Annotated in this window: 24 protein-coding genes and 2 pseudogenes; 8 read left to right on the forward strand and 18 right to left on the reverse strand. The window is 62.0% G+C overall.

Annotated features, from left to right (window positions below; all coding sequences use genetic code 11):
• The 5 genes from C8K66_RS08260 to rplU all read right to left on the reverse strand — a co-directional run bounded on the left by C8K66_RS08260 (position 1) and on the right by rplU (position 3,781).
• The gene (locus tag C8K66_RS08260) at positions 1-465 is read right to left on the reverse strand and encodes a CreA family protein (protein ID WP_017847751.1); all 465 of its coding nucleotides are present in this window, start codon (positions 463-465) and stop codon (positions 1-3) included.
• A 16-nt stretch (positions 466-481) separates the two neighbouring features.
• Positions 482-1,600, reverse strand: a complete 1,119-nt coding sequence (gene proB / locus C8K66_RS08265) for a glutamate 5-kinase (protein WP_057005288.1) — start codon at positions 1,598-1,600, stop codon at positions 482-484.
• A 139-nt stretch (positions 1,601-1,739) separates the two neighbouring features.
• On the reverse strand, positions 1,740-2,963 hold the full coding sequence (gene cgtA / locus C8K66_RS08270; protein WP_017847749.1) for an Obg family GTPase CgtA: 1,224 nt from the start codon (positions 2,961-2,963) through the stop codon (positions 1,740-1,742).
• Between the two features lie 193 nt (positions 2,964-3,156).
• On the reverse strand, positions 3,157-3,432 hold the full coding sequence (rpmA, locus tag C8K66_RS08275; RefSeq protein WP_007901871.1) for a 50S ribosomal protein L27: 276 nt from the start codon (positions 3,430-3,432) through the stop codon (positions 3,157-3,159).
• 34 nt (positions 3,433-3,466) lie between these two features.
• On the reverse strand, positions 3,467-3,781 hold the full coding sequence (gene rplU / locus C8K66_RS08280) for a 50S ribosomal protein L21 (protein WP_017847748.1): 315 nt from the start codon (positions 3,779-3,781) through the stop codon (positions 3,467-3,469).
• A gap of 239 nt (positions 3,782-4,020) precedes the next feature.
• Here rplU and C8K66_RS08285 point away from each other — a divergent pair, with 239 nt between their 5' ends.
• From C8K66_RS08285 to C8K66_RS08295, 3 genes are all read left to right on the forward strand, one after another.
• A complete protein-coding gene (locus tag C8K66_RS08285) occupies positions 4,021-4,989 on the forward strand; it encodes a polyprenyl synthetase family protein (protein WP_017847747.1) in 969 nt (322 codons plus the stop codon).
• A 196-nt stretch (positions 4,990-5,185) separates the two neighbouring features.
• Complete coding sequence (locus tag C8K66_RS08290; protein WP_046382089.1) at positions 5,186-5,527, forward strand: zinc ribbon domain-containing protein YjdM; 342 nt, start codon at positions 5,186-5,188, stop codon at positions 5,525-5,527.
• A 158-nt stretch (positions 5,528-5,685) separates the two neighbouring features.
• A complete protein-coding gene (locus C8K66_RS08295; protein ID WP_003194088.1) occupies positions 5,686-5,943 on the forward strand; it encodes a hypothetical protein in 258 nt (85 codons plus the stop codon).
• Positions 5,944-6,078: 135 nt separating this feature from the next.
• Here the strand turns inward: C8K66_RS08295 and C8K66_RS08300 are convergent, their stop codons facing one another.
• Positions 6,079-6,696, reverse strand: coding sequence for an FKBP-type peptidyl-prolyl cis-trans isomerase (locus C8K66_RS08300; protein WP_017847745.1), 618 nt, complete (start codon positions 6,694-6,696; stop codon positions 6,079-6,081).
• A 279-nt stretch (positions 6,697-6,975) separates the two neighbouring features.
• Between C8K66_RS08300 and C8K66_RS31595 the strand changes: the two are divergent.
• Together C8K66_RS31595 and C8K66_RS31600 are read left to right on the forward strand one after the other, a co-directional pair.
• Positions 6,976-8,040, forward strand: a pseudogene (locus C8K66_RS31595) (methyl-accepting chemotaxis protein); the annotation flags it as partial.
• Positions 8,041-8,298: 258 nt separating this feature from the next.
• Positions 8,299-8,895, forward strand: a pseudogene (locus C8K66_RS31600) (methyl-accepting chemotaxis protein); the annotation flags it as partial.
• Positions 8,896-9,500: 605 nt separating this feature from the next.
• Here C8K66_RS31600 and C8K66_RS08310 read toward each other — a convergent pair.
• From C8K66_RS08310 to C8K66_RS08325, 4 genes are read right to left on the reverse strand one after another with little or no spacing between them, the layout of a single operon-like run.
• On the reverse strand, positions 9,501-9,869 hold the full coding sequence (locus tag C8K66_RS08310; protein WP_017847743.1) for a glyoxalase superfamily protein: 369 nt from the start codon (positions 9,867-9,869) through the stop codon (positions 9,501-9,503).
• 29 nt (positions 9,870-9,898) lie between these two features.
• Positions 9,899-11,362: an amidohydrolase family protein gene (locus tag C8K66_RS08315; protein WP_046382087.1), complete on the reverse strand. Its 1,464-nt coding sequence runs from the start codon at positions 11,360-11,362 to the stop codon at positions 9,899-9,901.
• Position 11,363: 1 nt separating this feature from the next.
• Positions 11,364-12,224: a MurR/RpiR family transcriptional regulator gene (locus C8K66_RS08320; RefSeq protein WP_046488199.1), complete on the reverse strand. Its 861-nt coding sequence runs from the start codon at positions 12,222-12,224 to the stop codon at positions 11,364-11,366.
• Between the two features lie 12 nt (positions 12,225-12,236).
• Positions 12,237-13,586, reverse strand: coding sequence for a gluconate:H+ symporter (locus tag C8K66_RS08325; protein WP_198718519.1), 1,350 nt, complete (start codon positions 13,584-13,586; stop codon positions 12,237-12,239).
• A gap of 248 nt (positions 13,587-13,834) precedes the next feature.
• On the opposite strand from C8K66_RS08325, the gene C8K66_RS08330 reads away from it, so the two are divergent.
• Entirely contained in the window at positions 13,835-14,215 is a 381-nt protein-coding gene (locus C8K66_RS08330; protein WP_017847739.1) for a lysozyme inhibitor LprI family protein, read from the forward strand.
• A 132-nt stretch (positions 14,216-14,347) separates the two neighbouring features.
• Here C8K66_RS08330 and C8K66_RS08335 read toward each other — a convergent pair whose 3' ends face one another.
• The 5 genes from C8K66_RS08335 to C8K66_RS08355 all read right to left on the reverse strand — a co-directional run bounded on the left by C8K66_RS08335 (position 14,348) and on the right by C8K66_RS08355 (position 19,411).
• Positions 14,348-15,793 carry a SulP family inorganic anion transporter gene (locus tag C8K66_RS08335; RefSeq protein WP_046382084.1) on the reverse strand — a complete coding sequence of 482 codons (1,446 nt, stop codon included), beginning with the start codon at positions 15,791-15,793 and terminating at the stop codon, positions 14,348-14,350.
• 215 nt (positions 15,794-16,008) lie between these two features.
• Entirely contained in the window at positions 16,009-16,902 is an 894-nt protein-coding gene (locus C8K66_RS08340) for an NAD-dependent epimerase/dehydratase family protein (protein ID WP_108524596.1), read from the reverse strand.
• Positions 16,903-17,005: 103 nt separating this feature from the next.
• Positions 17,006-17,902, reverse strand: a complete 897-nt coding sequence (locus C8K66_RS08345) for a LysR family transcriptional regulator (RefSeq protein WP_017847736.1) — start codon at positions 17,900-17,902, stop codon at positions 17,006-17,008.
• Between the two features lie 30 nt (positions 17,903-17,932).
• The gene (locus tag C8K66_RS08350; protein ID WP_046382082.1) at positions 17,933-18,523 is read right to left on the reverse strand and encodes an NAD(P)H-dependent oxidoreductase; all 591 of its coding nucleotides are present in this window, start codon (positions 18,521-18,523) and stop codon (positions 17,933-17,935) included.
• A gap of 123 nt (positions 18,524-18,646) precedes the next feature.
• The gene (locus C8K66_RS08355) at positions 18,647-19,411 is read right to left on the reverse strand and encodes a sulfite exporter TauE/SafE family protein (RefSeq protein ID WP_108524598.1); all 765 of its coding nucleotides are present in this window, start codon (positions 19,409-19,411) and stop codon (positions 18,647-18,649) included.
• 184 nt (positions 19,412-19,595) lie between these two features.
• On the opposite strand from C8K66_RS08355, the gene C8K66_RS08360 reads away from it, so the two are divergent.
• Positions 19,596-20,492, forward strand: coding sequence for a LysR substrate-binding domain-containing protein (locus tag C8K66_RS08360; protein WP_108524600.1), 897 nt, complete (start codon positions 19,596-19,598; stop codon positions 20,490-20,492).
• On the opposite strand, the gene C8K66_RS08365 is transcribed toward C8K66_RS08360, so the two are convergent.
• Together C8K66_RS08365 and kynU are read right to left on the reverse strand one after the other, a co-directional pair.
• Positions 20,438-21,844 carry an amino acid permease gene (locus C8K66_RS08365; protein WP_046382079.1) on the reverse strand — a complete coding sequence of 469 codons (1,407 nt, stop codon included), beginning with the start codon at positions 21,842-21,844 and terminating at the stop codon, positions 20,438-20,440. The genes C8K66_RS08360 and C8K66_RS08365 overlap by 55 nt on opposite strands.
• Positions 21,845-22,480: 636 nt before the next feature.
• The gene (kynU, locus tag C8K66_RS08370; RefSeq protein ID WP_108524602.1) at positions 22,481-23,731 is read right to left on the reverse strand and encodes a kynureninase; all 1,251 of its coding nucleotides are present in this window, start codon (positions 23,729-23,731) and stop codon (positions 22,481-22,483) included.
• 144 nt (positions 23,732-23,875) lie between these two features.
• Between kynU and C8K66_RS08375 the strand changes: the two genes are divergently transcribed.
• Positions 23,876-24,349 (forward strand): Lrp/AsnC family transcriptional regulator, encoded by a 474-nt coding sequence (locus C8K66_RS08375; RefSeq protein ID WP_017849466.1) that lies wholly within the window; start codon positions 23,876-23,878, stop codon positions 24,347-24,349.
• Positions 24,350-24,476: 127 nt separating this feature from the next.
• Here the strand turns inward: C8K66_RS08375 and catA are convergent, their stop codons facing one another.
• Positions 24,477-25,406: a catechol 1,2-dioxygenase gene (gene catA, locus C8K66_RS08380; protein ID WP_108524604.1), complete on the reverse strand. Its 930-nt coding sequence runs from the start codon at positions 25,404-25,406 to the stop codon at positions 24,477-24,479.
• Positions 25,407-25,436 lie beyond the last annotated feature (30 nt).

Genomic DNA, 25,436 nt, shown 5'->3' on the forward strand with positions numbered 1-25,436 from the left:
TCACTGCGCGGTCGGCCACGGCAAAATCGGAATCGCGGTAACGGCGTTCTGCGGGCTGCCTTCGATCAGGCGGTCGCTGTAGACCAGGTACACCAGGGTATTGCGCTTCTTGTCGAGGAAGCGCACCACCTGCATGGTCTTGAACACCAGCGACGTGCGTTCCTTGAACACTTCGTCGCCATCCTTGAGTTCTCCCTTGAAGCGGATCGGCCCGACCTGGCGGCAGGCAATCGACGCCTCGGAGCGGTCTTCGGCCAGGCCCAGGCCGCCTTTGACGCCGCCGGTCTTGGCGCGGGACAGGTAGCAGGTCACGCCATCGACCTTGGGGTCATCGAAGGCTTCGACCACGATCCGGTCGTTGGGGCCGACAAACTTGAACACCGTCGACACCTGGCCGATCTCTTCGGCCGACGCCAGCAACGGCATGGCCAACAGCAGGCCGAGCAATCCCTTCATCACACGCATCGTGTATTCCTTTCGTTTAAACCAGAATCAGGTTGTCGCGGTGGACCAGTTCCGGTTCCGCCATGTAACCCAACAGACCGACAATCGCCTCAGACGACTGCCCGATGATTTTCTGCGCTTCCAGCGCGCTGTAGTTGGCCAGGCCGCGGGCGATCTCACGACCGTCCGGCGCCACGCACACCACCATCTCGCCACGGCGGAAGCTGCCCTGCACCAACTTGACGCCCACCGGCAGCAGGCTCTTGTGACCCAGGGACAACGCCGCCACGGCACCATCGTCGAGTACCAGGGTGCCGCGGGTCTGCAAATGCCCGGCCAGCCACTGCTTGCGCGCGGCCAGCATGCCGCGTTCCGGCGACAGCAGCGTACCGATGCGCTCACCGGCCTTGAGGCGGTCGAGCACGCGCTCCAGGCGCCCGCCGACGATGATCGTGTGGGCACCCGAACGCGCCGCCAGGCGCGCCGCACGCAGTTTGGTCTGCATGCCGCCACGGCCCAGCGCGCCGCCGACGCTGCCGGCCACGGCGTCCAGCGCCGGGTCATCGGCGCGGGCTTCGTAGATCAATTTGGCGTCGGGGTTGGTGCGCGGGTCGGCGTCGAACATACCGTCACGGTCGGTGAGGATCACCAACAGGTCGGCTTCCACCAGGTTGGCCACCAGAGCGGCCAGGGTGTCGTTGTCGCCGAAACGGATTTCGTCGGTGACCACCGTGTCGTTTTCGTTGATCACCGGGATCGCCTTGAGCTCCACCAGCGCGCGCAACGTACTGCGGGCGTTGAGGTAGCGCTTGCGGTCGGACAGGTCGTCGTGGGTCAGCAGGATCTGCGCGGTGTGAAGGCCGTGCTCGGCGAAGCTGGATTCCCAGGCTTGCACCAGGCCCATCTGACCAATGGCGGCAGCGGCTTGCAGTTCGTGCATCGCGCTGGGTCGCGCGGTCCAGCCGAGGCGGCTCATCCCGGCGGCAACCGCTCCGGACGAGACCAGCACCAACTCGACGCCGGCCTCATGCAAGGCCACCATCTGCTCGACCCACACACTCATGGCTGCGCGATCCAGCCCTTTGCCATCCGCCGTCAGCAACGCACTTCCGATCTTTACGACCCAGCGCTGCGCACCTGTCACTTTGCTCCGCATCATCTTCAACCTTAGTTAGAGGGCGGGACGCGACCCAGCGCCGCCCATAACGTTATTCGTGACTACATTCGTGACTGCAGGTATCCCCAGATACCAAAACGCCGCTCGAGTGAGCGGCGCTTAAGTTTACTGCAACGAATCAGTCGCGCACGTAAATGATTTCCGGACCGTCTTCATCATCCACGTCTTCTTCGTCCCAATCATCGTCGCCGATGTCATGGACCGACTTCACGCCGCTGCGGCGCAAGGCACGCTGGTCGTCCAGGGCTTGCAGCTGGGCGCGGGCTTCGTCTTCGATGCGCTGGTCGAGCTCGGCGAGTTCGGCCTTGAACACCGGGTCGGCCGCCAGGCGGTCGGCGCGGTCTTCCAGATAACGCATGATGTCGCGGGTCAGGCGTTCGGTGCCTTCTTTGGCGATGGCCGAGATCACGTAGACCGGACCGGTCCACTCCAGGCGATCGACGATTTCCTTGACGCGCTCCTCGTGCTCTTCCTCGAGGATCTGGTCGCACTTGTTCAGCACCAGCCAGCGATCACGCTCTGCCAGGGACGGGCTGAACTTGGTCAGTTCGTTGACGATCACTTCGGCGGCGTCCGGTGCGCTGGTGTCATCCAGCGGCGCCATGTCGACGAGGTGCAGCAGCAAACGGGTACGCGACAAGTGCTTGAGGAAACGGATACCCAGGCCCGCACCTTCGGAAGCCCCTTCGATCAGGCCGGGAATGTCGGCGATCACGAAGCTTTTCCAACGGTCGACGCTGACCACGCCCAGGTTTGGCACCAGGGTGGTGAACGGGTAGTCGGCGACTTTCGGCTTGGCGGCCGAGACCGAGCGGATGAAGGTACTTTTGCCGGCGTTCGGCAGGCCCAACAGGCCCACGTCGGCCAGTACTTTCATTTCCAGCTTGAGGTCACGCTGCTCGCCCGGCTTGCCTGGCGTGGTCTGGCGTGGCGCACGATTGGTACTGGACTTGAAACGGGTGTTACCCAGACCGTGCCAGCCGCCCTGCACAACCATCAGCTTCTGGCCGGCCTTGGTCAGGTCGCCGATCACTTCCTGGGTCGCGGAGTCGATGATCGTGGTGCCGACCGGTACGCGCAGCACCATGTCTTCACCTTTTTTACCGGTGCAATCGGTGCTGCCGCCGTTGGAACCACGCTCGGCATCGAAGTGCCGGGTGTAACGGTAGTCCACCAGGGTGTTGAGGTTTTCGTCGGCCATCATGTAGATGGAACCGCCGTCACCGCCGTCACCGCCGTTGGGGCCACCGTTTTCGATGAATTTTTCGCGACGGAAACTCATGCAACCGTTACCGCCGTCGCCTGCTTTTACTCGGATGGAAACTTCATCAACGAACTTCATAACAAAACGCCTCTCGCCGCACGGACGAGCTTAAGAAACCAAGACATAAGACTCTTGCAAAAATGAGCGCAGCGACCTCAATCAACGACCGCGAATCCAGCGCTTGAGCTCATTACAAACAGCTTTGCAAGAGACTCACTCCACAAACGAAAAAGCCCCGTCGCGAGACAGGGCTTTTCCAGCAACTACGTAATTATGCCGCGACGACGTCAGTCTTCGGGACGATGCTCACGTAACGGCGACCGAAGGCGCCTTTTACTTCGAACTTGATCACGCCGTCGATTTTAGCGAACAGAGTGTGATCTTTACCCATGCCAACACCGTAACCGGCGTGGAATTGGGTGCCGCGCTGACGCACGATGATGTTGCCCGGAATGATAACCTGGCCGCCATACATCTTCACGCCAAGGCGTTTGGCTTCTGAGTCGCGACCGTTACGGGTACTACCACCAGCTTTTTTGTGTGCCATGAGTCAATTCTCCTAGTGAGGAATTAGGCTGAAATTAAGCCTGAATACCGGTGATTTTGATCTCGGTGTACCACTGGCGGTGGCCCATACGCTTCATGTGGTGCTTACGACGACGGAACTTGATGATGCGGACTTTATCGTGACGACCTTGGGAGATCACTTCAGCCACAACGGTAGCGCCAGCAACAACTGGAGCGCCAATGTTCACGTCATCGCCATTGGCGACCAACAGAACGCGATCAAAAGTCACGGAGTCGCCGGTAGCGAGTTCCAGTTTTTCGATCTTCAGGTATTCACCTGGGGCGACCTTGTATTGCTTGCCACCAGTAACAATTACTGCGTACGACATGGTATTTCTCCGATAATCCTGCTCACCCAGCGCTTTATAAGAAGAGGTATTGGCTGGCATGGCTGCATGGGATGGACGTCCCGAATGCAATTGCGTAAGGCAGGTGCTGCCCAGGAAGTTCAGGGTGCGCGATTGTACGCAAGGCGTGGATACGTTGCAAGAGGCCGTCTATCGCGCCTTGACACTGCGGGGTCAGGGTCCTAGCATGCCGCGCAACCCTTCTGGAGCGACTGTCGCTGATGCAACCCCAAGCTTTCTACCGCGCGGTCGCGGACGATTTTAGCGCCGTCGACGGCATCATCAAGCAGCAGCTGACGTCTAAAGTGCCGCTGGTCTCCAAAATTGGCGACTACATTACGTCGGCGGGCGGTAAACGCCTGCGTCCTTTATTAGTGTTGCTGTGCGGCAAGGCCCTGGGCCGCGAAGGCGATGACCTGCGCCTGCTGGCCGCCACCATCGAGTTCCTGCACACCGCGACCCTGCTGCACGACGACGTGGTCGACATGTCCGGCATGCGCCGTGGTCGCGAGACCGCCAACGCGATGTGGGGCAACGCCCCGAGCGTGCTGGTCGGCGACTTCCTGTACTCACGCTCGTTCGAAATGATGGTCGAACTGGGCTCGATGCCAGTGATGAAGATTCTTTCACAGGCCACGCGCATCATCGCCGAAGGCGAAGTGTTGCAGTTGTCGAAGGTGCGTGACGCCAGCACCACCGAAGAAACCTACATGGAAGTGATTCGCGGCAAAACCGCGATGCTCTTCGAAGCCTCGACCCACAGCGCCGCCGCCCTGTGCCAAGCCACGGCCGAGCAGGCCGAAGCCCTGCGCACCTTCGGCGACCACCTGGGCGTGGCGTTCCAACTGGTGGACGACCTGCTCGACTACCGTGGCGACGCCGAGACCCTGGGCAAGAACGTCGGCGACGACCTGGCCGAGGGCAAGCCGACCTTGCCGCTGATCTACACCATGCGCGAAGGCACGCCGGAACAGGCGGCCCTGGTACGCAAGGCGATCCAGAAAGGCGGGATCGAAGACCTGGAAAGCATCCGCGCCGCCGTGGAAGCCTCCGGCGCCCTGGACTACACCGCCCACCTGGCGCGTGACTACGTGGCCCGTGCGATCAAGTGCCTGGACGCCCTCCCCGCCAGCGAATACCGGGACGCCCTGGTCGAGCTGAGCGAGTTCGCGGTCGCGCGCACGCACTAGAAATACCAAATGTGGGAGGGGGCTTGCCCCCGATAGCGGTGGATCAGTCAACTTATGCTTAGACTGAAATACCGCCATCGGGGGCAAGCCCCCTCCCACATTTAGTTTGTATTACCAATCCAAGACCGCGCCCTGTCTTCCTACAATTCCCTATATAATGTGCGACTTTAGCCATCCTGACCTTTAAGGAGCTTTAGTGAGCACGTTGCCACCCTGCCCGAAATGCAATTCCGAATTCACCTACGAAGACGGCGCCCAACTGATCTGCCCGGAATGCGCCCATGAGTGGTCCGCCACTGGCGAGGCCGAAGTGGCCGGCGATGAAACCGTGAAGAAAGACTCTGTAGGCAACGTCCTGCAGGACGGCGACACCATCACCGTGATCAAAGACCTCAAGGTCAAGGGCACCTCCCTGGTGGTCAAGGTCGGCACCAAGGTCAAGAACATCCGCCTGTGCGACGGCGACCACGATATCGACTGCAAGATCGACGGTATCGGCCCGATGAAACTCAAGTCCGAGTTCGTCCGCAAGGTCTGATCCTGCTGCTTCCATCCCGCGCCCGCCGCGGGATGGCGTTTCGCCCTGGCTGTTGATCCCTCGCACGACCCACGCAGAAAAATCCGCAAACCGCCAATAGGCACTTGCTATTCTACGAATAAGAATTATTCTCATTGAAACCCATCAAGGAGAACGACATGACTTATTTGATAGATGCCTGGCTGGACCGCCCACACCCTTACCTGCGCATCCTCCATCGGGAAACCGGGGAAGTCTGTGCGGTGCTGGAGGAAGAAGCGCTGAACGAACTGCAGGACCAGGGCGACCTGGACGTGAATGGCCTGAGTTCCAGTGAACCCGGTGTACTGAAGGAAGTGGTGCGCAACCTGTTTCTGTTCTGCTATGCCCGAGCATTGCGCCCGGCGACGGAACTCAATGGCAAGTTTCACCCATGAGCGACCGCGCAAAACCCTGTAGGAGCGAGCTTGCTCGCGAAGAACGCACAAGCAACGCGTTCATCCAGGATGCTCGCGTCATCGTTGACGTTTGTCGCAAGCAAGCTCGTTCCTACAGGTAATCAAAAGCAGGTCTTACAGAACGTCGAGCAACTCGACGTCGAATACCAGAACGCTGTGCGGCGGAATGCTGCCAACGCCTTGAGCGCCGTAAGCCAGTTCGCTCGGCACGAACAGGCGCCATTTGCTGCCGGCATTCATCAGTTGCAGGGCTTCGGTCCAGCCGGCGATCACGCCGCCAACCGGGAATTCTGCAGGCTGGCCGCGCTCGTAGGAGCTGTCGAACACCGTGCCGTCGATCAGGGTGCCGTGGTAGTGAGTACGCACTTGGTCTTCACGGGTCGGCTTGGCGCCTTCACCGGCAGTCAGCACTTCGAATTGCAGGCCGGAAGCCAGAGTGGTGATGCCGTCACGCTTGGCGTTTTCCGCCAGGAACGCCAGGCCCTCGCCTGCAGCCGCTTCCGCCTTGGCAGCCGCTTCGGCTTGCATGATTTCGCGGATGACCTTGAAGCTCGCGGCCATTTGCTCTTGATCAACACGGCTTGGCTTGCCGGCGAACGCGTCGGTCAGGCCGGCCAGGATTGCGTCCAGGCTCACGCCCGGTGGCGGGTTGTCGCGCAGTTGGTCGCCCAACTGACGGCCGATACCGTAGCTGACGCGGGTTTCGTCGGTGGACAGATTAACTTCGGACATGAAGAGGCTCCGCTGTAGGGCAGCGCTGAAAACACGGTTTTCCCGCACCGCCCAGAACTAAAAGGGCCAGCAGACTAGCACAGAATGCGCGTGCGGAATGAGCCCCGCCCACGTCATGCCTGCCTGGCGCCGATGCTCGGTGATGCAGGGTCCCGTACATCGCGCGGACTAATTAATCGTTTCAGTTTCCCCTGCGCCCGCCGATATGGCCTAAACACCTTGGCTGGCTCAAACAACAACACCGTCCAGCAGACAAACATCATTTTTGCGGAGCACTCGATGAACAGCTGGTTCGGTAACATCAGCGTCAACCTCAAACTGGGCCTGGGCTTCGGCCTGGTGCTTGTCCTCACCTCGATCCTGGCGCTGACCGGCTGGACCAGCCTCGGCGGCCTGATCGACCGTAGCAACTGGATGAGCGACATCACCCAGCTCAACGCCTCCCTGACCAAGCTGCGCATCGTGCGCCTGCAATACATGCTGGCCAACGGCGATGAAAGCGTGGCGCAGAACGTACAAACCAGCCTGGATGCCTTCGCCGCCCAGCAGCAAACACTCCTGGACAGCTTCAAGAGCCCGGACAACGTCAAACTGCTCAACGAGCAGAAAGCCGTCATCACGGCGTATCAGCAATCGCTGAACAAAATGCGTGAGGCCTACCGTACCGGCAATGCTGCGCGCCAGGTCATGGGCGATAAGGCCGACATCGCCAACGCCCAGATCGACGCACTGGACAGCAGTGTGCAGCAGACGCCCGACAACCCCGAGCGCTTCACCCAGTACCAGGCCGTGACTCATGCCAAACAAGAGTTCCAGTTGGCCCGCTACGAAGTGCGCGGCTACACCGGCAACGTCAACGCCGACACCGAAGCCCGCGCCGCCGCCCAGATCGAAAAAGCCATCAACGGCTTGAAAGGCCTCGGCGCGGCGTTCGGCGGCAGCCAACAGGTCGCGCTCAGCGCCCTGGAAAGCGCGCTCGGCGCCTATCGCAGTGCGGTGCAGAACTACAAGGCGGCTAACGCCAATATCGTCGCCGCGCGCGCCGAAATGACCACCCAAGGGGCGGATATCGTCACCATCAGCGATAAGCTCTACGACATCCAGCTCGCCCGCCGCGACGCCGAAAGCGCCCAAGCCCGCAGCCTGCAATTGATCAGCACGCTGCTCGCGTTACTGGTCGGCATCGTCGCGGCACTGGTGATCACCCGCCAGATCACACGCCCGATCCAGGAAACCCTGGCCGTGGTCGAGCGCATTGCCTCCGGCGACCTGAGCCACAATATCCAGGTCACCCGCCGCGATGAACTGGGCGTACTGCAACAAGGCATCCAGCGCATGGGCACGACCCTGCGCGAGTTGATCAGCGGTATTCGCGACGGCGTAACCCAGATCGCCAGCGCCGCCGAAGAGTTGTCGGCCGTGACCGAACAGACCAGTGCCGGGGTGAACAGCCAGAAGATCGAGACCGATCAAGTCGCCACCGCCATGCACGAAATGACCGCCACCGTGCAGGAAGTCGCACGCAACGCCGAGCAAGCCTCCCGGGCCGCTGCCGATGCCGATGGCCAAGCCCGCGCAGGCGACAAGGTGGTGGCCGAAGCCATCGCCCAGATCGAACGCCTGGCCGCCGAAGTGGCGCGTTCCACCGACGCCATGAGCCATCTGCAACAAGAGAGCAACAAAATCGGCAGCGTGATGGACGTGATCAAGGCCGTGGCCGAGCAGACCAACCTGCTCGCGCTCAACGCCGCGATTGAAGCAGCGCGTGCCGGTGAAGCCGGTCGCGGCTTTGCCGTCGTCGCCGACGAAGTGCGTGGCCTGGCCCAGCGCACGCAGAAATCCACCGAAGAAATCGAAGGCCTGGTGGCCGGCTTGCAGAACGGCACCCAGCAGGTGGCCGCGGTGATGAACAACAGCCGCAGCCTCACCGACAGCAGCGTCGAACTGACGCGCAAGGCCGGCGTATCCCTGGAAAACATCACCCGCACGGTGTCGAACATCCAGTCGATGAACCAGCAGATCGCAGCGGCAGCCGAAGAGCAAAGCGCCGTGGCCGAAGAAATCAGCCGCAGCATCATCAACGTGCGTGACGTGTCGGAACAGACCGCCACCGCGAGTGACGAGACGGCCAAGTCGAGTGTGGAACTGGCGCGCTTGGGCAGCCAGTTGCAGCAGATGGTCAGCCACTTCCGGGTGTAAAAACCAAAAAGCCGCCTCGGTCTGCACCGGGGCGGCTCCACTTCTCAGACCTTAGCGGTCATCGAAGCTGTCTCGCAGGAATGTCCATACGTGATAAACACGCAAGGCATTCATGACGAGGTTCCACGCACGTCGTGCAAACTTAGACATACTCGGCCCTCCATGAGTTGGGCCTTACCTCCAGCGCACTTACCGGAACATGTGAGCCTTTGGACGCACGTCAGTGCTCCTGTGAGGCGGCTGGGTTTATGGTTCTCTTGCATGAATCCGGCACGGATTACTAGCCCGTGGCAGTCGGTCCAAAATTTGCGCGCGAACCCAGCCAACCTACCTCACGATGAACGCAGAACGAGGGCGATACTAGCTCAGTCCCCTACGCCAAGGTGTGACAAGCAACGGCCAATTCCCCTTAAAAGTTGTTGCTGTTTTTTGCGGGGCTCAAGTGAAAGACCACCTATCGTCAGGCCTTGCATAAAGCCCCGAAGCGGCAGTAGTATCGCCAACACGTCAGTGCTTCCTGTGAGATCGCAACCCCAGCCGCAAACCGGGTTTGCACAAAAAAACCGCCCTACTAAGGCGGTTTTTTATTGCCTGCGATTTACCCCTCAGCCCTCGCCTTCCTCGACAAACACCAGCCGATTGCCAAACGGATCGTGGATGCTCATCTCCCGCGAACCCCAGGGCATTTCTTCAACGCCTGGCTTGGCAAAACGATAGTCCTTGCCCTGCAATTGCTGCTGATAGGCGTCTACACCCTGCGCCTGAATCCGCACCGCCGCACCCGGCGATGCATCGCCATGGTGCTCGGACAAATGCAGCACGCACTCACCCAACGACACCTGCAGGTACAACGGAAAATTCGCCTCGAAGCGATGCTGCCAATCGACCTTGAACCCAAGGAAGTCGACATAAAACTCCAACGCCTTGGCCTCGTCGAAAATCCGCAGGATGGGGGTGACTTTTCCTAAGTGCATGGCAACCGCTCCGTGTGTAAGAGCACCCACTATAGAGTCGAAAACCCAGCCCGCAAATCCCCACTGCGCGCCAGGAACCGCCCCGGCCGCTGACCATTCGGCTGCCCGTCGCTGTAGCTCAACACGCCGTTGACCCACACGCCATCAATCCCTTCTGCCGCCTGCTGCGGCGCCTTGAAATCCGCCACATCGCGCACGCGCAGCGGATCGAACAGCACCAAGTCGGCCCAGTGCCCTACACGGATTTCGCCCCGCTCCGACAAGCCGAACCGCGCCGCCGACAAGCCGGTCATCTTATGCACCGCCGTGTGCAGCGGGAACAGCCCGACGTCCCGACTGAAGTGGCCCAACACCCGTGGAAACGCGCCCCACAAGCGCGGATGCGGGAACGGATCTTCGGGCAACCCATCCGACCCGACCATCGACAGCGGATGCGCGAGGATACGGCGCACATCCGCTTCGTCCATGCCGTAATACACCGCCCCCGCCGGTTGCAGGCGACGGGCCGCGTCCATCAGCGAAACATCCCACTCGGCGGCGATCGCCTGCAAGTCGCGCCCGCCCATTTCCGGGTGCGCTGTCGACCAGGTGATGGTGATGCGAAATGCATCGGTGACTTGCTTGAGATCCAGGGTCGAAGAACTCGCCGCATAGGGATAACAATCACACCCCACCGGATGGGTTTTCGCCGCCTGCTCCAGCGCCGCCAACAGCTGCGGACTACGCCCCCAGTTACCCGCGCCGGCACATTTGAGGTGGGAAATGATCACCGGCACCTGAGCATGCCGACCGATCAGAAACGCCTCGTCCATGGCCGCCAGCACCGGCTCGAACTCACTGCGCAGATGGGTGGTGTACACCGCGCCGAACGCCGTCAGTTCTTCGCTCAGTTGCAGCACTTCATCGGTCTCGGCATTGAACGCGCTGGCGTAGGCCAGGCCGGTGGATAAGCCAAGGGCGCCATCCTCCAGGCTTTCGCGCAACTGCGCGCGCATCGCGGCGATTTCATCGAAAGTGGCGCTGCGATGCAGGTCGTCCATATGGTTGCTGCGCAGCGCCGTGTGGCCGATCAGCGCCGCGACGTTGACCGCCGGCTGGGCGCGTTCCACGGCGGCGCGGTAATCGGCAAAACGCGGATAGGTGAACGCTTCACGCGGGCCCAGCAGGTTCATCGGGTCCGGCGGCTCACCGCGCAAACTCACCGGCGAGGCGCTGATGCCGCAGTTGCCGACAATCACCGTGGTCACCCCCTGGCTGAGCTTGGGCAGCATCTGCGGCTGACGGATCACCACCGTGTCATCGTGGGTGTGTACATCGATAAACCCCGGCGCCAACACCCGGCCGCGGGCGTCGATCACGTGCGTGGCCAGCGCGGCCGACAAGTCGCCGATCGCCTCGATACGCCCGTCGCGCAGCCCCACATCGGCGACATACCCAGGCGTGTTGCGGCCATCCATGACCAGCGCCTGGCGGATCAGCGTGTCGTACTGCATATCAGTCTCCCAGCGGCAGGCTGTCGGGCCCGCCGCGATAGTCGTCGAGGGCCAGCTTGATGCGGCGCAGGCGTTCCTGGTTGTCGTCCGGCATGGCCAGCGCCAGCTCGGTGGCGAGCAGGTCGATGGCCAGCAGCATGCCGTAGCGCGCCGCCGTGGGTTTGTAGATGAAGCTGGTTTCGGCCGGTTGCAGCGCCAGCACCACATCCGCCAGCCCGGCCAGGGGTGAAGCGGCCAGGGTGATGGCGACGATGGGCGTGTCGTAGTTGCGCGCCAGGGCCACCACGTCCAGCAACTCCGGGGTGAGGCCGCTGAGCGAACAGACGATCAGCGCCTGCTCGGGGCCCAGCGTCGCCGCCGTGACGCGCATCATCACCGGGTCATGGCAGGCGGCAATCGGATAGCCCAGGCGCACCAGACGCACTTGCAACTCCTCGCTGCACAGGCTCGACGGGCCGCCCATGCCGAACGCGTGGATCATCCGCGCCTTGCCCAGCAGGCTGACCGCATCGACGAAGCCGGCCTGATCGAACCCCGACAAGTGCTGGCGCAACGTCGCTTCGATATCGCCGAGAATCTGCCGATGAAACCCCGACTGCTCAGGCTTGCCCGCCGGGTCGAGGAAGCGGCTGCCCACGCCACTGGCCTGGGCCAGTTGCAGGCGCAAGTCGCGCAAATCCCGGCACCCGACGCTGCGCGCAAACCGCGACAACGTGGCAGTGCTGACCTCGGCGCGTTGGGATAACGCCTCCAGGCTGGCCGACGCGGCAAAGCCCACGTCATCGAGCATCAGCTTGGCGATACGCCCTTCGCCGGCACTGAAAGACGCCTGGCGGGCGCGGATCTGGTAGAGGATGTCCATGGAGGCTCCGGGTTACAGGACGCAGGACAGACCATACGTCAGACCGAAGGCGACCAGCGAAATCAGGGTCTCCAACACGGTCCAGGTCTTGAAGGTCTGGATCACAGTCATATTGAAGTATTCCTTGATCAGCCAGAAGCCGCCGTCGTTGACGTGGGAAAAGATCACCGAACCCGCCCCGGTCGCCAGCACCAGCAATTCAGGGTGTGGATAACCCAGGCCCAGCGCAACCGGCGCAACCACCCCGGAAGCGGTGGTCATGGCCACGGTGGCCGAGCCGGTGGCGATACGCATCAACGCGGCGAACAACCAGCCCATCACCAGCGGCGACAGGTTGAACGCGTGGGCCAGGCCGAGGATTTCGTTGGTCACGCCGGCGTCCACCAGAATCCGGTTCAACCCGCCGCCCGCGCCCACCAGCAAGGTGATACTCGCGGTCGGCGCCAGGCATTCGTTGGTGAACTTGAGGATCGACTCGCGGTTGAAACCCTGCGCCAGGCCGAGGGTCCAGAAACTCACCAGGGTCGCCACCAGCAGCGCGATCACCGAGTTGCCGATAAACAACAGGAACTGGTTGAAACCGCTGCCGGGCGTGGAAATCAGATTGGCCCAGCCGCCGATCATCATCAGCACCACCGGCAACAGAATGGTGCCCATGGTCAGGGCGAAACTCGGCAAACGGCTGCGTGGCTCGCGCTCGATGAACTGGCGCTCCAGCGGGTTTTCCGCCGGCAGGTGAATGCGCGGCACGATGAACTTGGCGTACAGCGGGCCGGCGATGATCGCCGTGGGAATGCCGATCAAAATCGCATAGAGCACGGTCTGCCCGACCGAGGCGTTATACGCCAGCACCGCCATCATCGCCGCCGGGTGCGGCGGCACCAGCGCATGCACCACCGACAGGCCGGCAACCATCGGCAAGCCGACCATCAGGATCGACACCCCCACACGCCGCGCCACGGTAAAGGCGATCGGCACCAGCAACACAAAACCGACCTCGAAAAACAGCGGCAGCCCCACCAGAAAGGCAATGCACACCATCGCCCAATGGGCATTGCGCTCGCCGAACCGGTTGATCAGCGTGCGCGCCACCTGCTCGGCGCCGCCGGATTCAGCCATCATCTTGCCGAGCATGGTGCCCAGCGCGACCACCAGAGCGATATGCCCCAGGGTTTTGCCGACGCCCGCTTCGTAGGAGCCCATGATGGTGTCCGCCGGCATCCCGGCCATCAGCGCCAGGCCGATGGACACCAGGGTGATGACGATAAACGGGTTGAGTCGGTAACGTGCAATCAGCACGATCAAAGCAATGATGGCGATGGCGGCGTATGCCAATAGCCCGAAGCCCGGTGATGCGGCCATGCGGTACTCCTCGGAAAGGGTCACGTCGAATTGGTTGTGAAACTCATAAATCATTACCGAGGAGCATTTTCAATTTTTATGAAAGTAATTTTCGCCCACAGATAAGCGCTGTCGCGTTGGGACATGCCCAACGGCCGCGCATGAAAATTCGGGGGGTGTTCTTACATCAAATTCAGAAAAGACCGGAAACTCAACGCGCACGCTTGAGTCTTAAAATGCGCCTCCACGAACATCCAGGACACTCGATCATGACCCGCACCTCTCTCACCGCCTGCGCCCTGCTGCTCGCCCTGTGCGGCAGCGCGTCGGCCGCCGACAACGCCGCACTGAAGAAATGCATGGACAGCGCCAACACGACCGTCGACATGGTCAAGTGCAACACCCAGCAGGCCAAGGTGCAGGACAAACGCCTGAACACTGCCTACCAGACCGCCCTCGCCGCCCAGGAAGGCGCGCGCAAGCAGCAATTGCAGGACGTGCAGCGCCTGTGGATCAAATACCGCGACGCCAATTGCGCCTTTGCCGGCAGTGCCACCGGCGGCAGCATCGATCAGGTCAACGGCTCCGCCTGTGTGCTGGACATGACCCAGACCCGCGCCCAGGAACTGGAAGACCTGGTCGGGCCGTAATGAATGAAAACCCTCGCCCTCCCGTAGGAGCGAACTTGCTCGCGAAAATCGTCAACGATGACGCGTGTTGCCTGGATAGACGTGGCGCTCTCGGTTTTTTCGCGAGCAAGCTCGCTCCTACAGAGGTTGCGGTCAGTCGTGATGGACCTTGGCGCGCTTGAGCAGCTTCTTGCAGCGCTCGGACAAATGCAGCACGCGCAGATGCTTGCCGGCCTTGCTGTAACGCTCGCGCAAGGTCATCAGCGCGGCAATCGCGGAGTAGTCGACAACGCTCAGGTGGCGGCAATCCAGCGTCACCGCGGCCGGGTCGTTGGCCGGGTCGAATTGATTCAAAAACGGCGTGGTCGAGGCAAAGAACAACGTGCCATGCACGCGGTAGAGTTTGCTGCCGTCCGCTTCCAGATATTCATCGGCGTACAGTTCACGCGCCTGTTGCCAGGCGAAGTTCAGCGCCGCGATCACGATCCCGCAGAGCACCGCCGTGGCCAGGTCGGTGAACACGGTGATCACGGTCACCGCGATGATCACCAGCACGTCATTGAGCGGCACCTTGTTGATCACCCGCAGCGACGCCCAGGCGAAGGTCTGCTGCGACACCACGAACATCACCCCGACCAGCGCCGCCAGCGGAATGCGCTCGATCAGCGGTGACAGAAACAGAATGAACAACAGGATCATCACCCCAGCCAAGACCCCGGACAAACGCCCGCGCCCGCCGGAGCTGAGGTTGATCACGGTTTGCCCGATCATCGCGCAACCGCCCATGCCGCCGAACAGGCCCGAGACCATATTCGCCGCGCCCAGGGCCATGCTTTCGCGGTCGGGGTAGCCGCGGCTCTCGGTGATTTCGTCGGTGAGGTTGAGGGTCAACAGGGTTTCCAGCAGGCCGACCATTGCCATCAGGAACGCGTAGGGCGCGATGATGCCGAGGGTATCCAGGCTCCAGGGGATCTGCGGCAGTGCGAAGCTCGGCAGGCCACCGGCGATGTGGGCCATGTCGCCCAGCGTGCGCGTCGGCAAGCCCAGCAGGTACACCGCCAGGCCCACGCCGAGGATCGCCACCAGGGCGGGCGGCACGGCACGGGTCAGGCGCGGCAACAGGTAGACAATGGCCATGGTCACCAGCACCAGGCCGCTCATCACATACAGCGGCGTGCCGCTGAGCCAGGTATCACCGCTCTTGAAATGCTCCAACTGCGCCAAGGCAATGATGATCGCCAGGCCGTTGACGAACCCCAGCATCACCGGGTGCGGCACCATCCGCACCAGCTTGCCCAGGCGCAGCAGGCCGAAGACCAGCATGATCAGCCCGCCCAGCAGCACCGTCGCGAGCAAATACTCCACGCCGTGTTGCACCACCAGCGCGACGATCACCACCGCCATCGACCCTGCGGCGCCAGAGACCATCCCCGGCCGCCCGCCGAACAATGCCGTGAGGGTGCAGATGATGAACGCGCCGTAGAGCCCCATCAGCGGGTTGAGATGCGCCACCAGGGCAAAGGCGATGCACTCGGGCAGCAAGGCAAAAGACGTGGTGAGGCCGGCCAGGGCGTCGGCGCGAAGACGGGTGAGGTTCATGAGGTACCGGGCATTGCGGGGAATAAGGCGGGGAATGGTACGGAAATGCGGGCGGTGGGGCCAGTGAAGCGTCAGGGCAGATTGACCGGGATACCCCGTTCGCGGGCAAGCCCACTCCCATGGTTTGATCGGTGCACCCGTTATCGAGGTGTGAACACCGTCAAATGTGGGAGTGGGCTTGCCCGCGAAGGGTGCACCACGGTCTCACGCCGACATCAGACCATTTCGCGGCGAATCCACTCCACCACCGATGTGCGCTTGGGCGCCCACCCCAACAATTCACGGGCATGCTTGCCGCGCACCCGGCTGTTGGAGCCCAGGCCGTAGTTGGCCATTTCATAGCCCCATTCGGCTTCTGCGTCGGCCAACGGCCAGTCCTGCGGCTTGCCCAGGTTCAGGGCTTCGGCGATGGCGGTGGTCATGTCGATGAACGCCGCTTCACCGCTTTCCACGAAGTAGAACGTGCCCGGCACATTCTTCTCCAGCGCCAGCAGATAGAGCGCGACCACGTCCTCGACATGCACATTGGACCAGATGTTCTGCCCCGTGCCGACATGGCGCACCACTCCGCTCTTGCGCGCCTGCTTGAGCAAGCGCGGCAGTTGCACGCTGTCGCGCTTCACGCCCAGGCTGTGGCCGTAGATCAGGGTGTTGCAGATCACCGCCGAGTTCACCCCGTCTTGGGCGGCCGCCAGGATCAGGTTGTCGATGGCGACACGTGCGGCCTTGTCGACGGTCGGTTCCGGCAGGTGGTCTTCGAAGTAGATGACATCGCTGGCCTTGCCGCCCGATGCATCGCCGACGATGCTCGAACCGCTGGTGTGCAGGAACGGTTTGTTCGAACCTTTCAAGGCGGCCAACAGCGTTTCCACCGCCGCGCGATGGTCGCTGCTGGCGGCGTTGATCACCGCGTCGGCCTGCCGGGCCTGTTCGGTCAACACCGCACGGTCATCCAGGGTGCCGATGACCGGGGTGATGCCCAGGGCCGTCATCTCGGCGGCTTGCTCGGCGCTGCGCACCAGGCCCGTCACATGGTGGCCGGCCTTGACCAGGCCGGTGGCGATGGAGCCGCCGATAAATCCGGCGGCGCCGGTAACGAATACGTTCATGGAGGTCTCTCCTGACTGAGTAAGTGATGGGCCCAGTATCAAGCCCCCATCCCTGGCGAATAAGACCGTGTTGCCCAATTCAATCTTGCGTGCAGGTCACGAATCAGCAGGCGTACCGCGCCAGCTTGGCCTGGATGAAGTCCAGGAAGCATTGGATGCGCAAGGCCAGTTGCGAGTTGCGGTAAAACACCGCGTGGATCGGCTGGCGATAACCGCTGTTGAAGGCTTCCAGCAGCGGCACCAGGCGCCCGGCGTCGATGTCGTCGCTGGTCATGAAGTTCGACAGGCAGCCAATGCCCTGCCCTTCGAGCGCCAGCTGGCGCACGGTTTCACCGCTGGACGCGGCAATGCCGGGCTCGATCAGCCAGCGGTCACCCGCCACGTGGCGCAACGGCCAGTGGTTGAGCGTCTCGGTCTGGGTGAAGCCGAGCAAGGTGTGCTCGGCCAACTCGGCGACCGTGGTCGGCGTGCCGTACTGCTTGAGGTAAGCGGGGCTGGCGAGGATATGCAGCGGGGTGCAGCCCAGGGATCGCGCATGCAGGGTGGAATCGGCCAGCGCGCCGATGCGAATCGCAATGTCGGTACTCTGCTCCAACAGGTCGATGATCAAGTCATCGCTGTTCAACTCCAGCTGGATCTCTGGGTACAGCCCGCGAAACTCGGCGATGTACGGCACGATCCCATGCAGCATGAACGGCACGGCGGCGTTGATGCGCAAGCGCCCCGCCGGTTTTTTCTGACGCGACGACAAGCGCTCCTCCAGATCATCCATCTGCGCCAGGATCACCTTGGCCTGTTCGAAGAAGTACTTGCCCTCCTCGGTCAGGTCCATGCGCCGCGTGGTGCGGTTGATCAGCGTGGTATCGAGCTTGGCTTCCAGGCGCGACAAGGTGCGGCTGACCGCCGACGGCGTCTGCCCGACCTGCTCCGCCGCCGCCGAAATCGAGCCGCACTCAATCACGTTGACGAAGATCTGTAGCTCATCGGATCGGGCTTTCACAGGCTGTCCTCTTTCTCGGTTCAGCGCAGCTTACACCGAGAGGTCGAACACCTGCGCCAGATGCTGCTCGTAGCGCGCCACATCGGCGTCGATGGCCGGGCGCTTCATGACGTCCACGCAGAGGAACGTCGGCAAGGCCGTCATGCCGAGGAACTCATTGGCCTTGTGAAACGCGAAGTACACCGCGTCCACGCCTTTGCCTTCAAAGAAATCGCTCGGGTCGTCGAAGGCTTGCTGCGGGGCGTTCCAGGTCAGCGACAACATGTATTGCTTGCCGTGGATCAGGCCGCCGCTGCCGTATTTCTGCGAGGCGTCGGAACGGGTACGGCCATCGCTGGCGTAGAGGCTGCCGTGGCCTTCGGTGAAGACTTCGTCGATGTACTTCTTCACGATCCATGGCGCGCCCATCCACCAGCCGGGCATCTGGTAGATGATCACGTCGGCCCAGAGGAATTTGGCGACTTCTTCGGCGACGTCGTAGCCTTCATCGATATGCGTGACCTTGACGTCTATACCGCCACGGTCGAGCACAGCCACGGCGGCGTCATGCAGGGTGCTGTTGTAGCGACCGTCGGAGTGGGCGAATTTTTTACCGCCGTTGAGCAGCAGGACTTTTTTCATGGGGGAGCGCCTTGAGATTAAAAATGTCTGAAGGCAGGGTATCGATGTGCCTTGCGCGGAATAAGCCTTGGCGCGGCAAAATACATTTGACTAAAAGTCACGAATCTAACTCTATTGTTGCCTTTATCCACTGATCAACAGATGCGCGCCCAACAGCGCCATGCCGATAAAAAACACCCGCTTGAACAACACGGCACTGATCCGTTGGCGCAACGCCTGCCCCAGCCACATGCCCAACAAGGCCGGCGCCAGCGCCAACAACGAGGCATTGATCTCGCCGCCGCCGAGGCTGCCGCGCCAGGCCAACCCGGCCGCCAGCGCCAGTGTCGACACGCTGAACGACAGCCCCAACGCCTGCACCAACTGATCGCGATTCAACCCCAGCGCTTGCAGATACGGCACCGCCGGAATCACGAAGACGCCGGTGGCCGCGGTGATCAGGCCGGTGACCAGCCCACACACCGGCGCCAACCAACGCTCGGTCGCGGGCGTCACCTTGAATGCGGGCAGGAACAGCCCACTCAACGCATACACCAGCAAGGCCGCGCCCAATGCGCGCACCACCCCGGCGCCACTGCCCATTCCCAGCCACAGCGTGCCCAACCCGGTGCCGAGGACAATCAACAGCAACAGCGGCCACAAGCGCTTGAGCAACACGCTCAAGTGGCCGCCGAAGGCCAGTTGCCAAAGGTTGGTCACCGTCGAAGGGATGATCAGCAACGCCGCAGCCTGCGCCGGCAACATAGCCAGGCCGAGCAAGCCCATGGCGACGGTGGGCAGGCCCAGGCCGATCACACCTTTGACGGTGCCGGCCAGCAGGAAGGTGCCGATCACCAGCAGGGTCAGGGCGGGGCCGAGGTTTTGGTAGAACGCGAGGAAGGTTGTCATCGGCCGAGTGTGGGGCTTTTCGCTGGGCGCGAAAATTCACCATATACTGAGGCAGCCTCTTGTTTTGCATGAGGCTGATGCCGCCATCGCGGGCAAGCCCCCTCCCACTGTTGAAATGCATTCCAAGTGTGGGAGCGGGCTTGCTCGCGATAGCGCCAGTCCAGCGAAAGGAAATCTTCCAGCCATGCACTTTGACCTGATCGACCTGCGCCTCTACCTGCACGTCCTCGATGCCGGCAACATCACCGCCGGCGCCAGCCGCAGCCACTTGTCCCTGGCCGCCGCCAGCGCGCGCATCCGCGCGATGGAAGCTGCGCTCGGGGTTGAATGCCTTGAACGCGGCCGCCGTGGCGTCACGCCGACGGCCGCGGGCCAGGCCTTGGCGCGTCATGCCCGGCTGTTGCTGCAACAGGCCGAGCACCTGCAACAGGACCTGGCGGAATACGCCAACGGCGTCAAAGGCCAGGTGCGCCTGCTGTGCAACACCACCGCCCTCAGCGAATACCTGCCGGAACTGCTCGCGGATTTCCTGCGCGACCACCCCAACCTGGACATCGACCTGCAGGAACTGCCCAGCCTGCGCATCACCCAGGCCTTGCGCCAGGGCACCGCAGACCTCGGGATCATCTCCGACGCGGTGGACACCCACGGCTTGCAGACCCTGGCGTTTCGCGACGATCCGCTGGTGCTGGTCATGCCGCTGGAGCATCCGTTGGCGGCAAGTACGGTGAGTTTTATCGACAGCCTGCATTACGACTATGTGGGCCTGGCCGCCCACAGCGCGCTGGCGGTGTACCTGGAGGAACAGGCGTTGCACGCGGGGTTTCGCTTGCAAACGCGGATCCGCGCCGAGGGTTTTGACGGCGTGCTGCGCATGGTCGCACGCGGTGCGGGCCTGGGGATCGTGCCCCAGGCGGCGCTGGCGCGCTGGCCGTGGGCGCAGCGCGTCAAGGCCCAGCCGTTGCGAGAAGCTTGGGCCTGTCGAACGCTGCTGTTATGCGCGCGCTCGTTCGAACACCTGCCGGGTTATGCCAGGGCCTTGCTCGACGCCTTGGCCCTGCCCTTGCGGAAAAATCCGTAATACACCGCCGACAGAATCAGCAGGAACGGCACGCCGAACACCAAGGTCATCTTGAACGCGTCGGTGAAATACGTGGTGATCATCACCGCGCCCATCAGCACCAGGCCCAGCAGCGTGCTGTAAGGAAACAGGCGCAGTTGGAACGACAACTTCGCCCCGCCATGACGCTTGCGATAACGGCGGAAGAACAGGTGCGTCAGGAAGATCATGAACCAGGTGAAGATCGCGCCGAACATCGAGATCGCCATCATCAGCGTGAACGAGCTTTCCGGGTAGACCACGTTAAGCAAGGTCGCTAGGCCGATGCCCGAGCTGGACAGCAACAAGGCGTTCAGCGGGATGCCGCTCTTGCTCAACGCGCCCATGGACGTGGGCGCAAAGCCGGCGCGGGACAGGCTGAACATCATGCGCGTGGTGATGTAGAGCTGGCTGTTCATCGCTGACAGCGCCGCGATCAGGATCACGAAATTCATCACCCCGGTGGCGCCGGGAATGCCGAGGGTCTGCATCACTGTGACGAACGGGCTCTGCGTCTGCCCGGCCTGGTTCCACGGCACGATGGCCAGCATCAGCGCCAGGGTCAGCAGGTAAAACACCACCAGGCGCACGATGGTCGCGCGAAAGGCTTTCTTCACCGCCTGCTCCGGGTCGGCCGCTTCACCGGCGGCGACGGCGATCATCTCTACGCTCAAGTAGCTGAAGATCGAGACGATCACTGCGATCCACATACCGCTCAAGCCATGCGGGAAAAAGCCGTCGTGGGCCGTGTAGTTCTGCACCCCGTACTGCGGGTTGCCGGAGCCGAACACCACGTACACCGCGAGGAGGATGAAACCGACGATGGCGCTGATCTTGATCGTCGAAAACCAGTATTCGAAGTTGCCGAAGGTTTTCACGCTGATGGCATTGAGCAGGATCAGCACGCTGGAGAACGACACGATCCACACCCACTCCGGCACGTTGGCGAACCAGTACTTCATGTACATCGCCACCGCCGTGACCTCGGCGCCCACCGCCAGCACAATCGCCGCCCAATAGGCGTAGCGCACCAGGAACCCGGCCAGCGGGCTGATGTAGAACTCGGCGTAGGCCCCGAAGGAGCCGGAGGTGGAATGGGCCACCGTCATCTCCGCCAGGCAGCCCATCAGCAGCAAGGTGATCAACGCTCCGATAGCGTAACTCAGCAGCACGCTGGGCCCGGCATAACCGATGGCATAGGCGCTGCCCATGAACAGCCCGGTGCCGATGGCGCCACCGATGGCGATCATGCTCATCTGGCCGGAAGAGAGCTGGCGCCTCAGGCCCAGTTCGCGGTGGGTGATTTCTGCAAAGCCGTCGTTTGGCGTGGTCACGTGGTGTGCCCCTTATTGTTGTGATTGCACGATTTGTCTGTTGCCACAGATCCTCTGTGGGAGGTGGCTTGCTGGTGATAGCAGTCTTTCAGTCGATACCTTAGGTGACTGACCCGCCGCCATCGGGGGCAAGCCCCCTCCCACATTGAGCCTGCGTCAGGCACTCAATGGATGAACACCGCAGACCCCATATAGCAGTCTTTCAGTCGATACCTCGGTGACTGACCCGCCGCCATCGGGGGCGAGCCCCCTCCCACATTGAGCCTGCGTCAGGCACTCAGTGGATGAACACCGCAGACCCCATATAGCAGTCTTTCAGTTGATACCTAGGTGACTGATCCGCCGCCATCGGGGGCAAGCCCCCTCCCACATTGAGCCTGCGTCAGGCACTCAATGGATGAACACCGCAGCCCCATATAGCAGTCTTTCAGTTGATACCTAGGTGACCGATCCGCCGCCATCGGGGGCAAGCCCCCTCCCACATTGAGCCTGCGTCAGGCACTCAATGGATGAACACCGCAGCCCCCATGTGGGAGGGGGCTTGCCCCCGATGGCGGTGTGTCGGTCGCCGGATTCACACGCTGATACAGCGCTATCGGGAGCAAGCTCCCTCCCCCCATTGTTGTCTGTGTTTATTCAAGTGACGCTGTTACGGACTTTGAATTGCGCCTGGTCCCAGGTGCGGTTGTCGAGGATCTCACCGAGGATTTCCACGGCGTCCCACACTTCGGTAAAGCAGGTGTACAGCGGCGTAAAACCAAAACGCATGATGCGCGGCTCGCGGTAGTCGCCAATCACTCCACGGGCAATCAGTGCCTGGATCACCGCATAACCTTCAGGGTGTTCGAAACTCACATGGCTGCCGCGTCTGGCGTGCTCGCGCGGGGTGATCAACACCAGGCCATGGGCGGCGCAGCGGGCTTCGACCAATGCGATAAACAGGTCGGTCAAGGCCAGGGATTTACCGCGCAGGCTGGCCATGTCGGTCTGTTCGAAAATCTCCAGGCCGCACTCCACCATGGCCAGCGAGGTGATCGACTGGGTGCCGCACAGGTAACGGGCGATGCCGGCACTCGGTGCATAACGCGTCTCCATGGCGAACTGCCGGGTATGCCCGAACCAGCCCGACAACGGCTGGCGCACCACGTCCACCAGCGCCGGGTTGACCCACACGAACGCCTGGGAACCAGGGCCGCCATTGAGGTATTTGTAGGTGCAACCGATCGCATAATCGGCGCCGGCCTGGTGCAGGTCGATGGGCACCGCACCTGCCGAATGCGCCAGGTCCCAGAGGCTCAGCGCGCCGCACTCGTGGCTCAACGTGGTGAGCGCGTGCATGTCGTACATGTAGCCGGTCTTGTAGTTGACGTGGGTGAGCATCACCACCGCCACGTCCGGGTCGATGGCCTGGGGCAGTTCGTCCGGGCTGTTGACCAGGCGCAGCGAATAGCCCTGTTGCAGCAGTTCGGCGAGGCCTTCGGCGATGTACAGGTCGGTGGGGAAGTTGCTCGCTTCGCTGACGATCACCTTGCGCTGCGGCGCGCGTTGGCGCTGCACGCTCAAGGCGGCGCTGAGCACCTTGAACAGGTTGATGGAAGTGGTATCGGTGATCACCACTTCGCCCTCCCCCGCGCCGATCAACGGCGCCAGGCGATTGCCCAGGCGCTGGGACAAGTCCGCCCAACCCGCGCTGTTCCAGCTGCGAATCAAGCCATTGCCCCACTCCTCGGCGATCACCTGCTGCGCCCGCGCAAGCGCGGCCACCGGACGTGCGCCGAGGGAGTTGCCGTCGAGGTAGATCACCCCCTGCGGCAAGGCGAACTGGTGACGCAGCGGCGCCAACCGGTCCTGGTCGTCAAGGGCTTGGCAATGGCTTCGAGTGATCATGGGCTGTCCTGGTTTTTATAAGTGAAGATGCCGTAAATAATGAGCGAAGTTTTAGAGAATTTTCGTGCAAAGTTGTGGGCAACAGGCTAATTAAGCTGTAGGAAATTCGAAGTTCAACCGAAAACACGCGGATTTATTCTAAGCATGATTCTCGACGCCACCGACCTGCGCCTCCTGCATTTCCTGCAACAGGACGGCCGTATCAGCAACCAGGAACTCGCAGAAAAAGTCGCACTGTCGCCCTCCGCCTGCCTGCGCCGTCTGCGCCTGCTGGAAAGCGAAGGCATCATCAGCGGCTATCGGGCGGTGTTGAATGCCGAGCGGTTGGGGATCGAACTCGAGGCCATCGTCCACCTGTCGGTGCGCCAGGACGTGGAGGACTGGCACGAGACGTTTATCCAGAAGGTGCAAGGCTGGCCGGAAGTGGCCAGCGCCTACGTGATCACCGGCGCCAGCAACTACGTGCTGCGGGTGCAGGCGCGCAACCTCAAGCACTTTTCGGACTTTATCGTGAACCACCTGAACCGCACGGCGGGGGTGATGGATATCCGCTCGGAGATCGTGTTGCAGAAGATCAAGGATCGCGATGAAGTGTTGGATCTGGTGTTGCGCAAATAGTCAGCCACACCGCAAAACAACGTGGGAGGGTGGCTTGCCCCCGATAGCCGTGTGTCAGTCACTTAAATGTTTACTGATCCGCCGCTATCGGGAGCAAGCTCCCTCCCACATTTTTTGACCGTGCTGATCAATCTTCCAATGCACGAACCCGCTGCATGCGCTTTTGCTCCAGCGGCGCATCGGCAAGCTGCACCTCAAAGTCAAAATCGATCTGCGCAAAGCGCCCTTCCACACCCAGTTCCCGCGCCAGGTGCTGATCGTCGCTGAAGCGAATTTCGGCAATCAATTCATCCCGTGTCGCGTAGGCAAAATCATCGTGCAGGTACGGGTCGTCCGACAGGTTGATCTGCGTGGTCAGGTGCCGATGCCCCGGCGCCGAGATGAAGAAGTGAATATGCGCCGGCCGCTGCCCGTGGCGTCCCAGTTGATCGAGCAACTGCTGGGTCGGCCCGGTCGGCGGGCAGCCATAACCTGATGGCACGATGCTGCGAAAACGGAAGTTGCCCTGGGCGTCGGTCTCGACGCGGCGGCGCAGGTTGAATTCCGACTGCGCGGTGTCGAACCAGGAGTAAGTGCCGCCGGTATTGGCCTGCCACACATCGACAATCGCCCCGGCCAACGGTTTGCCCTGCGTGTCCCGTACCTGGCCGCGCATGAACAGCGGCACGCCCGGGTCCTGGCCGTCGTCCAGGCGCGCTTCGTATTTCGACAGCGGCGCCCCCGCCACATACAGCGGGCCTTCGATGGTGCGCGGGGTGCCGCCGGTTTTGCCGGTTTCTTCGTCAGCGGCGTCCATCAACAGGTCCAGGTAATGCTCCAGGCCAAGCCCGGCGGCGAGCAAACCGGCTTCCTGGTGTTGACCCAATTCGTTGAGGTAGTTGACCGCCGCCCAGAACTCTTCGGGGGTGACTTCCAGGTCTTCGATGATGTTCACCGTGTCCCGCAGGATCCGGTAGATCAGCGTCTTGGTGCGCGGGTTACCGCTTTCGCTGCGGTGGCCGCTGGCTTCTTCGAGAAACTGTTGGGCATGGGCAGTCTGGGACAGTCGGATGGACATGGTGCAATCCTCATCTTGTAATTATTGGGG

Origin of the sequence: Pseudomonas sp. GV105 (genome assembly GCF_003058185.1) — a bacterium.
Lineage (GTDB): Bacteria > Pseudomonadota > Gammaproteobacteria > Pseudomonadales > Pseudomonadaceae > Aquipseudomonas > Aquipseudomonas veronii.

What these genes read in the sequence shown, in the direction of transcription:
- C8K66_RS08285 (WP_017847747.1), top strand. Translation starts at nt 4,021, where the DNA reads ATGCAACCCCAAGCTTTCTACCGCGCGGTCGCGGACGATTTTAGCGCC.
- C8K66_RS08335 (WP_046382084.1), bottom strand. Translation starts at nt 15,793, where the DNA reads ATGAACCTCACCCGTCTTCGCGCCGACGCCCTGGCCGGCCTCACCACG.
- cgtA (WP_017847749.1), bottom strand. Translation starts at nt 2,963, where the DNA reads ATGAAGTTCGTTGATGAAGTTTCCATCCGAGTAAAAGCAGGCGACGGC.
- proB (WP_057005288.1), bottom strand. Translation starts at nt 1,600, where the DNA reads ATGCGGAGCAAAGTGACAGGTGCGCAGCGCTGGGTCGTAAAGATCGGA.
- C8K66_RS08260 (WP_017847751.1), bottom strand. Translation starts at nt 465, where the DNA reads ATGCGTGTGATGAAGGGATTGCTCGGCCTGCTGTTGGCCATGCCGTTG.
- C8K66_RS08330 (WP_017847739.1), top strand. Translation starts at nt 13,835, where the DNA reads ATGACCCGCACCTCTCTCACCGCCTGCGCCCTGCTGCTCGCCCTGTGC.
- kynU (WP_108524602.1), bottom strand. Translation starts at nt 23,731, where the DNA reads ATGATCACTCGAAGCCATTGCCAAGCCCTTGACGACCAGGACCGGTTG.
- rpmA (WP_007901871.1), bottom strand. Translation starts at nt 3,432, where the DNA reads ATGGCACACAAAAAAGCTGGTGGTAGTACCCGTAACGGTCGCGACTCA.
- C8K66_RS08310 (WP_017847743.1), bottom strand. Translation starts at nt 9,869, where the DNA reads ATGCACTTAGGAAAAGTCACCCCCATCCTGCGGATTTTCGACGAGGCC.
- C8K66_RS08355 (WP_108524598.1), bottom strand. Translation starts at nt 19,411, where the DNA reads ATGACAACCTTCCTCGCGTTCTACCAAAACCTCGGCCCCGCCCTGACC.
- C8K66_RS08340 (WP_108524596.1), bottom strand. Translation starts at nt 16,902, where the DNA reads ATGAACGTATTCGTTACCGGCGCCGCCGGATTTATCGGCGGCTCCATC.
- C8K66_RS08320 (WP_046488199.1), bottom strand. Translation starts at nt 12,224, where the DNA reads ATGGACATCCTCTACCAGATCCGCGCCCGCCAGGCGTCTTTCAGTGCC.
- C8K66_RS08315 (WP_046382087.1), bottom strand. Translation starts at nt 11,362, where the DNA reads ATGCAGTACGACACGCTGATCCGCCAGGCGCTGGTCATGGATGGCCGC.
- C8K66_RS08350 (WP_046382082.1), bottom strand. Translation starts at nt 18,523, where the DNA reads ATGAAAAAAGTCCTGCTGCTCAACGGCGGTAAAAAATTCGCCCACTCC.
- catA (WP_108524604.1), bottom strand. Translation starts at nt 25,406, where the DNA reads ATGTCCATCCGACTGTCCCAGACTGCCCATGCCCAACAGTTTCTCGAA.
- rplU (WP_017847748.1), bottom strand. Translation starts at nt 3,781, where the DNA reads ATGTCGTACGCAGTAATTGTTACTGGTGGCAAGCAATACAAGGTCGCC.
- C8K66_RS08295 (WP_003194088.1), top strand. Translation starts at nt 5,686, where the DNA reads ATGACTTATTTGATAGATGCCTGGCTGGACCGCCCACACCCTTACCTG.
- C8K66_RS08300 (WP_017847745.1), bottom strand. Translation starts at nt 6,696, where the DNA reads ATGTCCGAAGTTAATCTGTCCACCGACGAAACCCGCGTCAGCTACGGT.
- C8K66_RS08375 (WP_017849466.1), top strand. Translation starts at nt 23,876, where the DNA reads ATGATTCTCGACGCCACCGACCTGCGCCTCCTGCATTTCCTGCAACAG.
- C8K66_RS08325 (WP_198718519.1), bottom strand. Translation starts at nt 13,586, where the DNA reads ATGGCCGCATCACCGGGCTTCGGGCTATTGGCATACGCCGCCATCGCC.
- C8K66_RS08360 (WP_108524600.1), top strand. Translation starts at nt 19,596, where the DNA reads ATGCACTTTGACCTGATCGACCTGCGCCTCTACCTGCACGTCCTCGAT.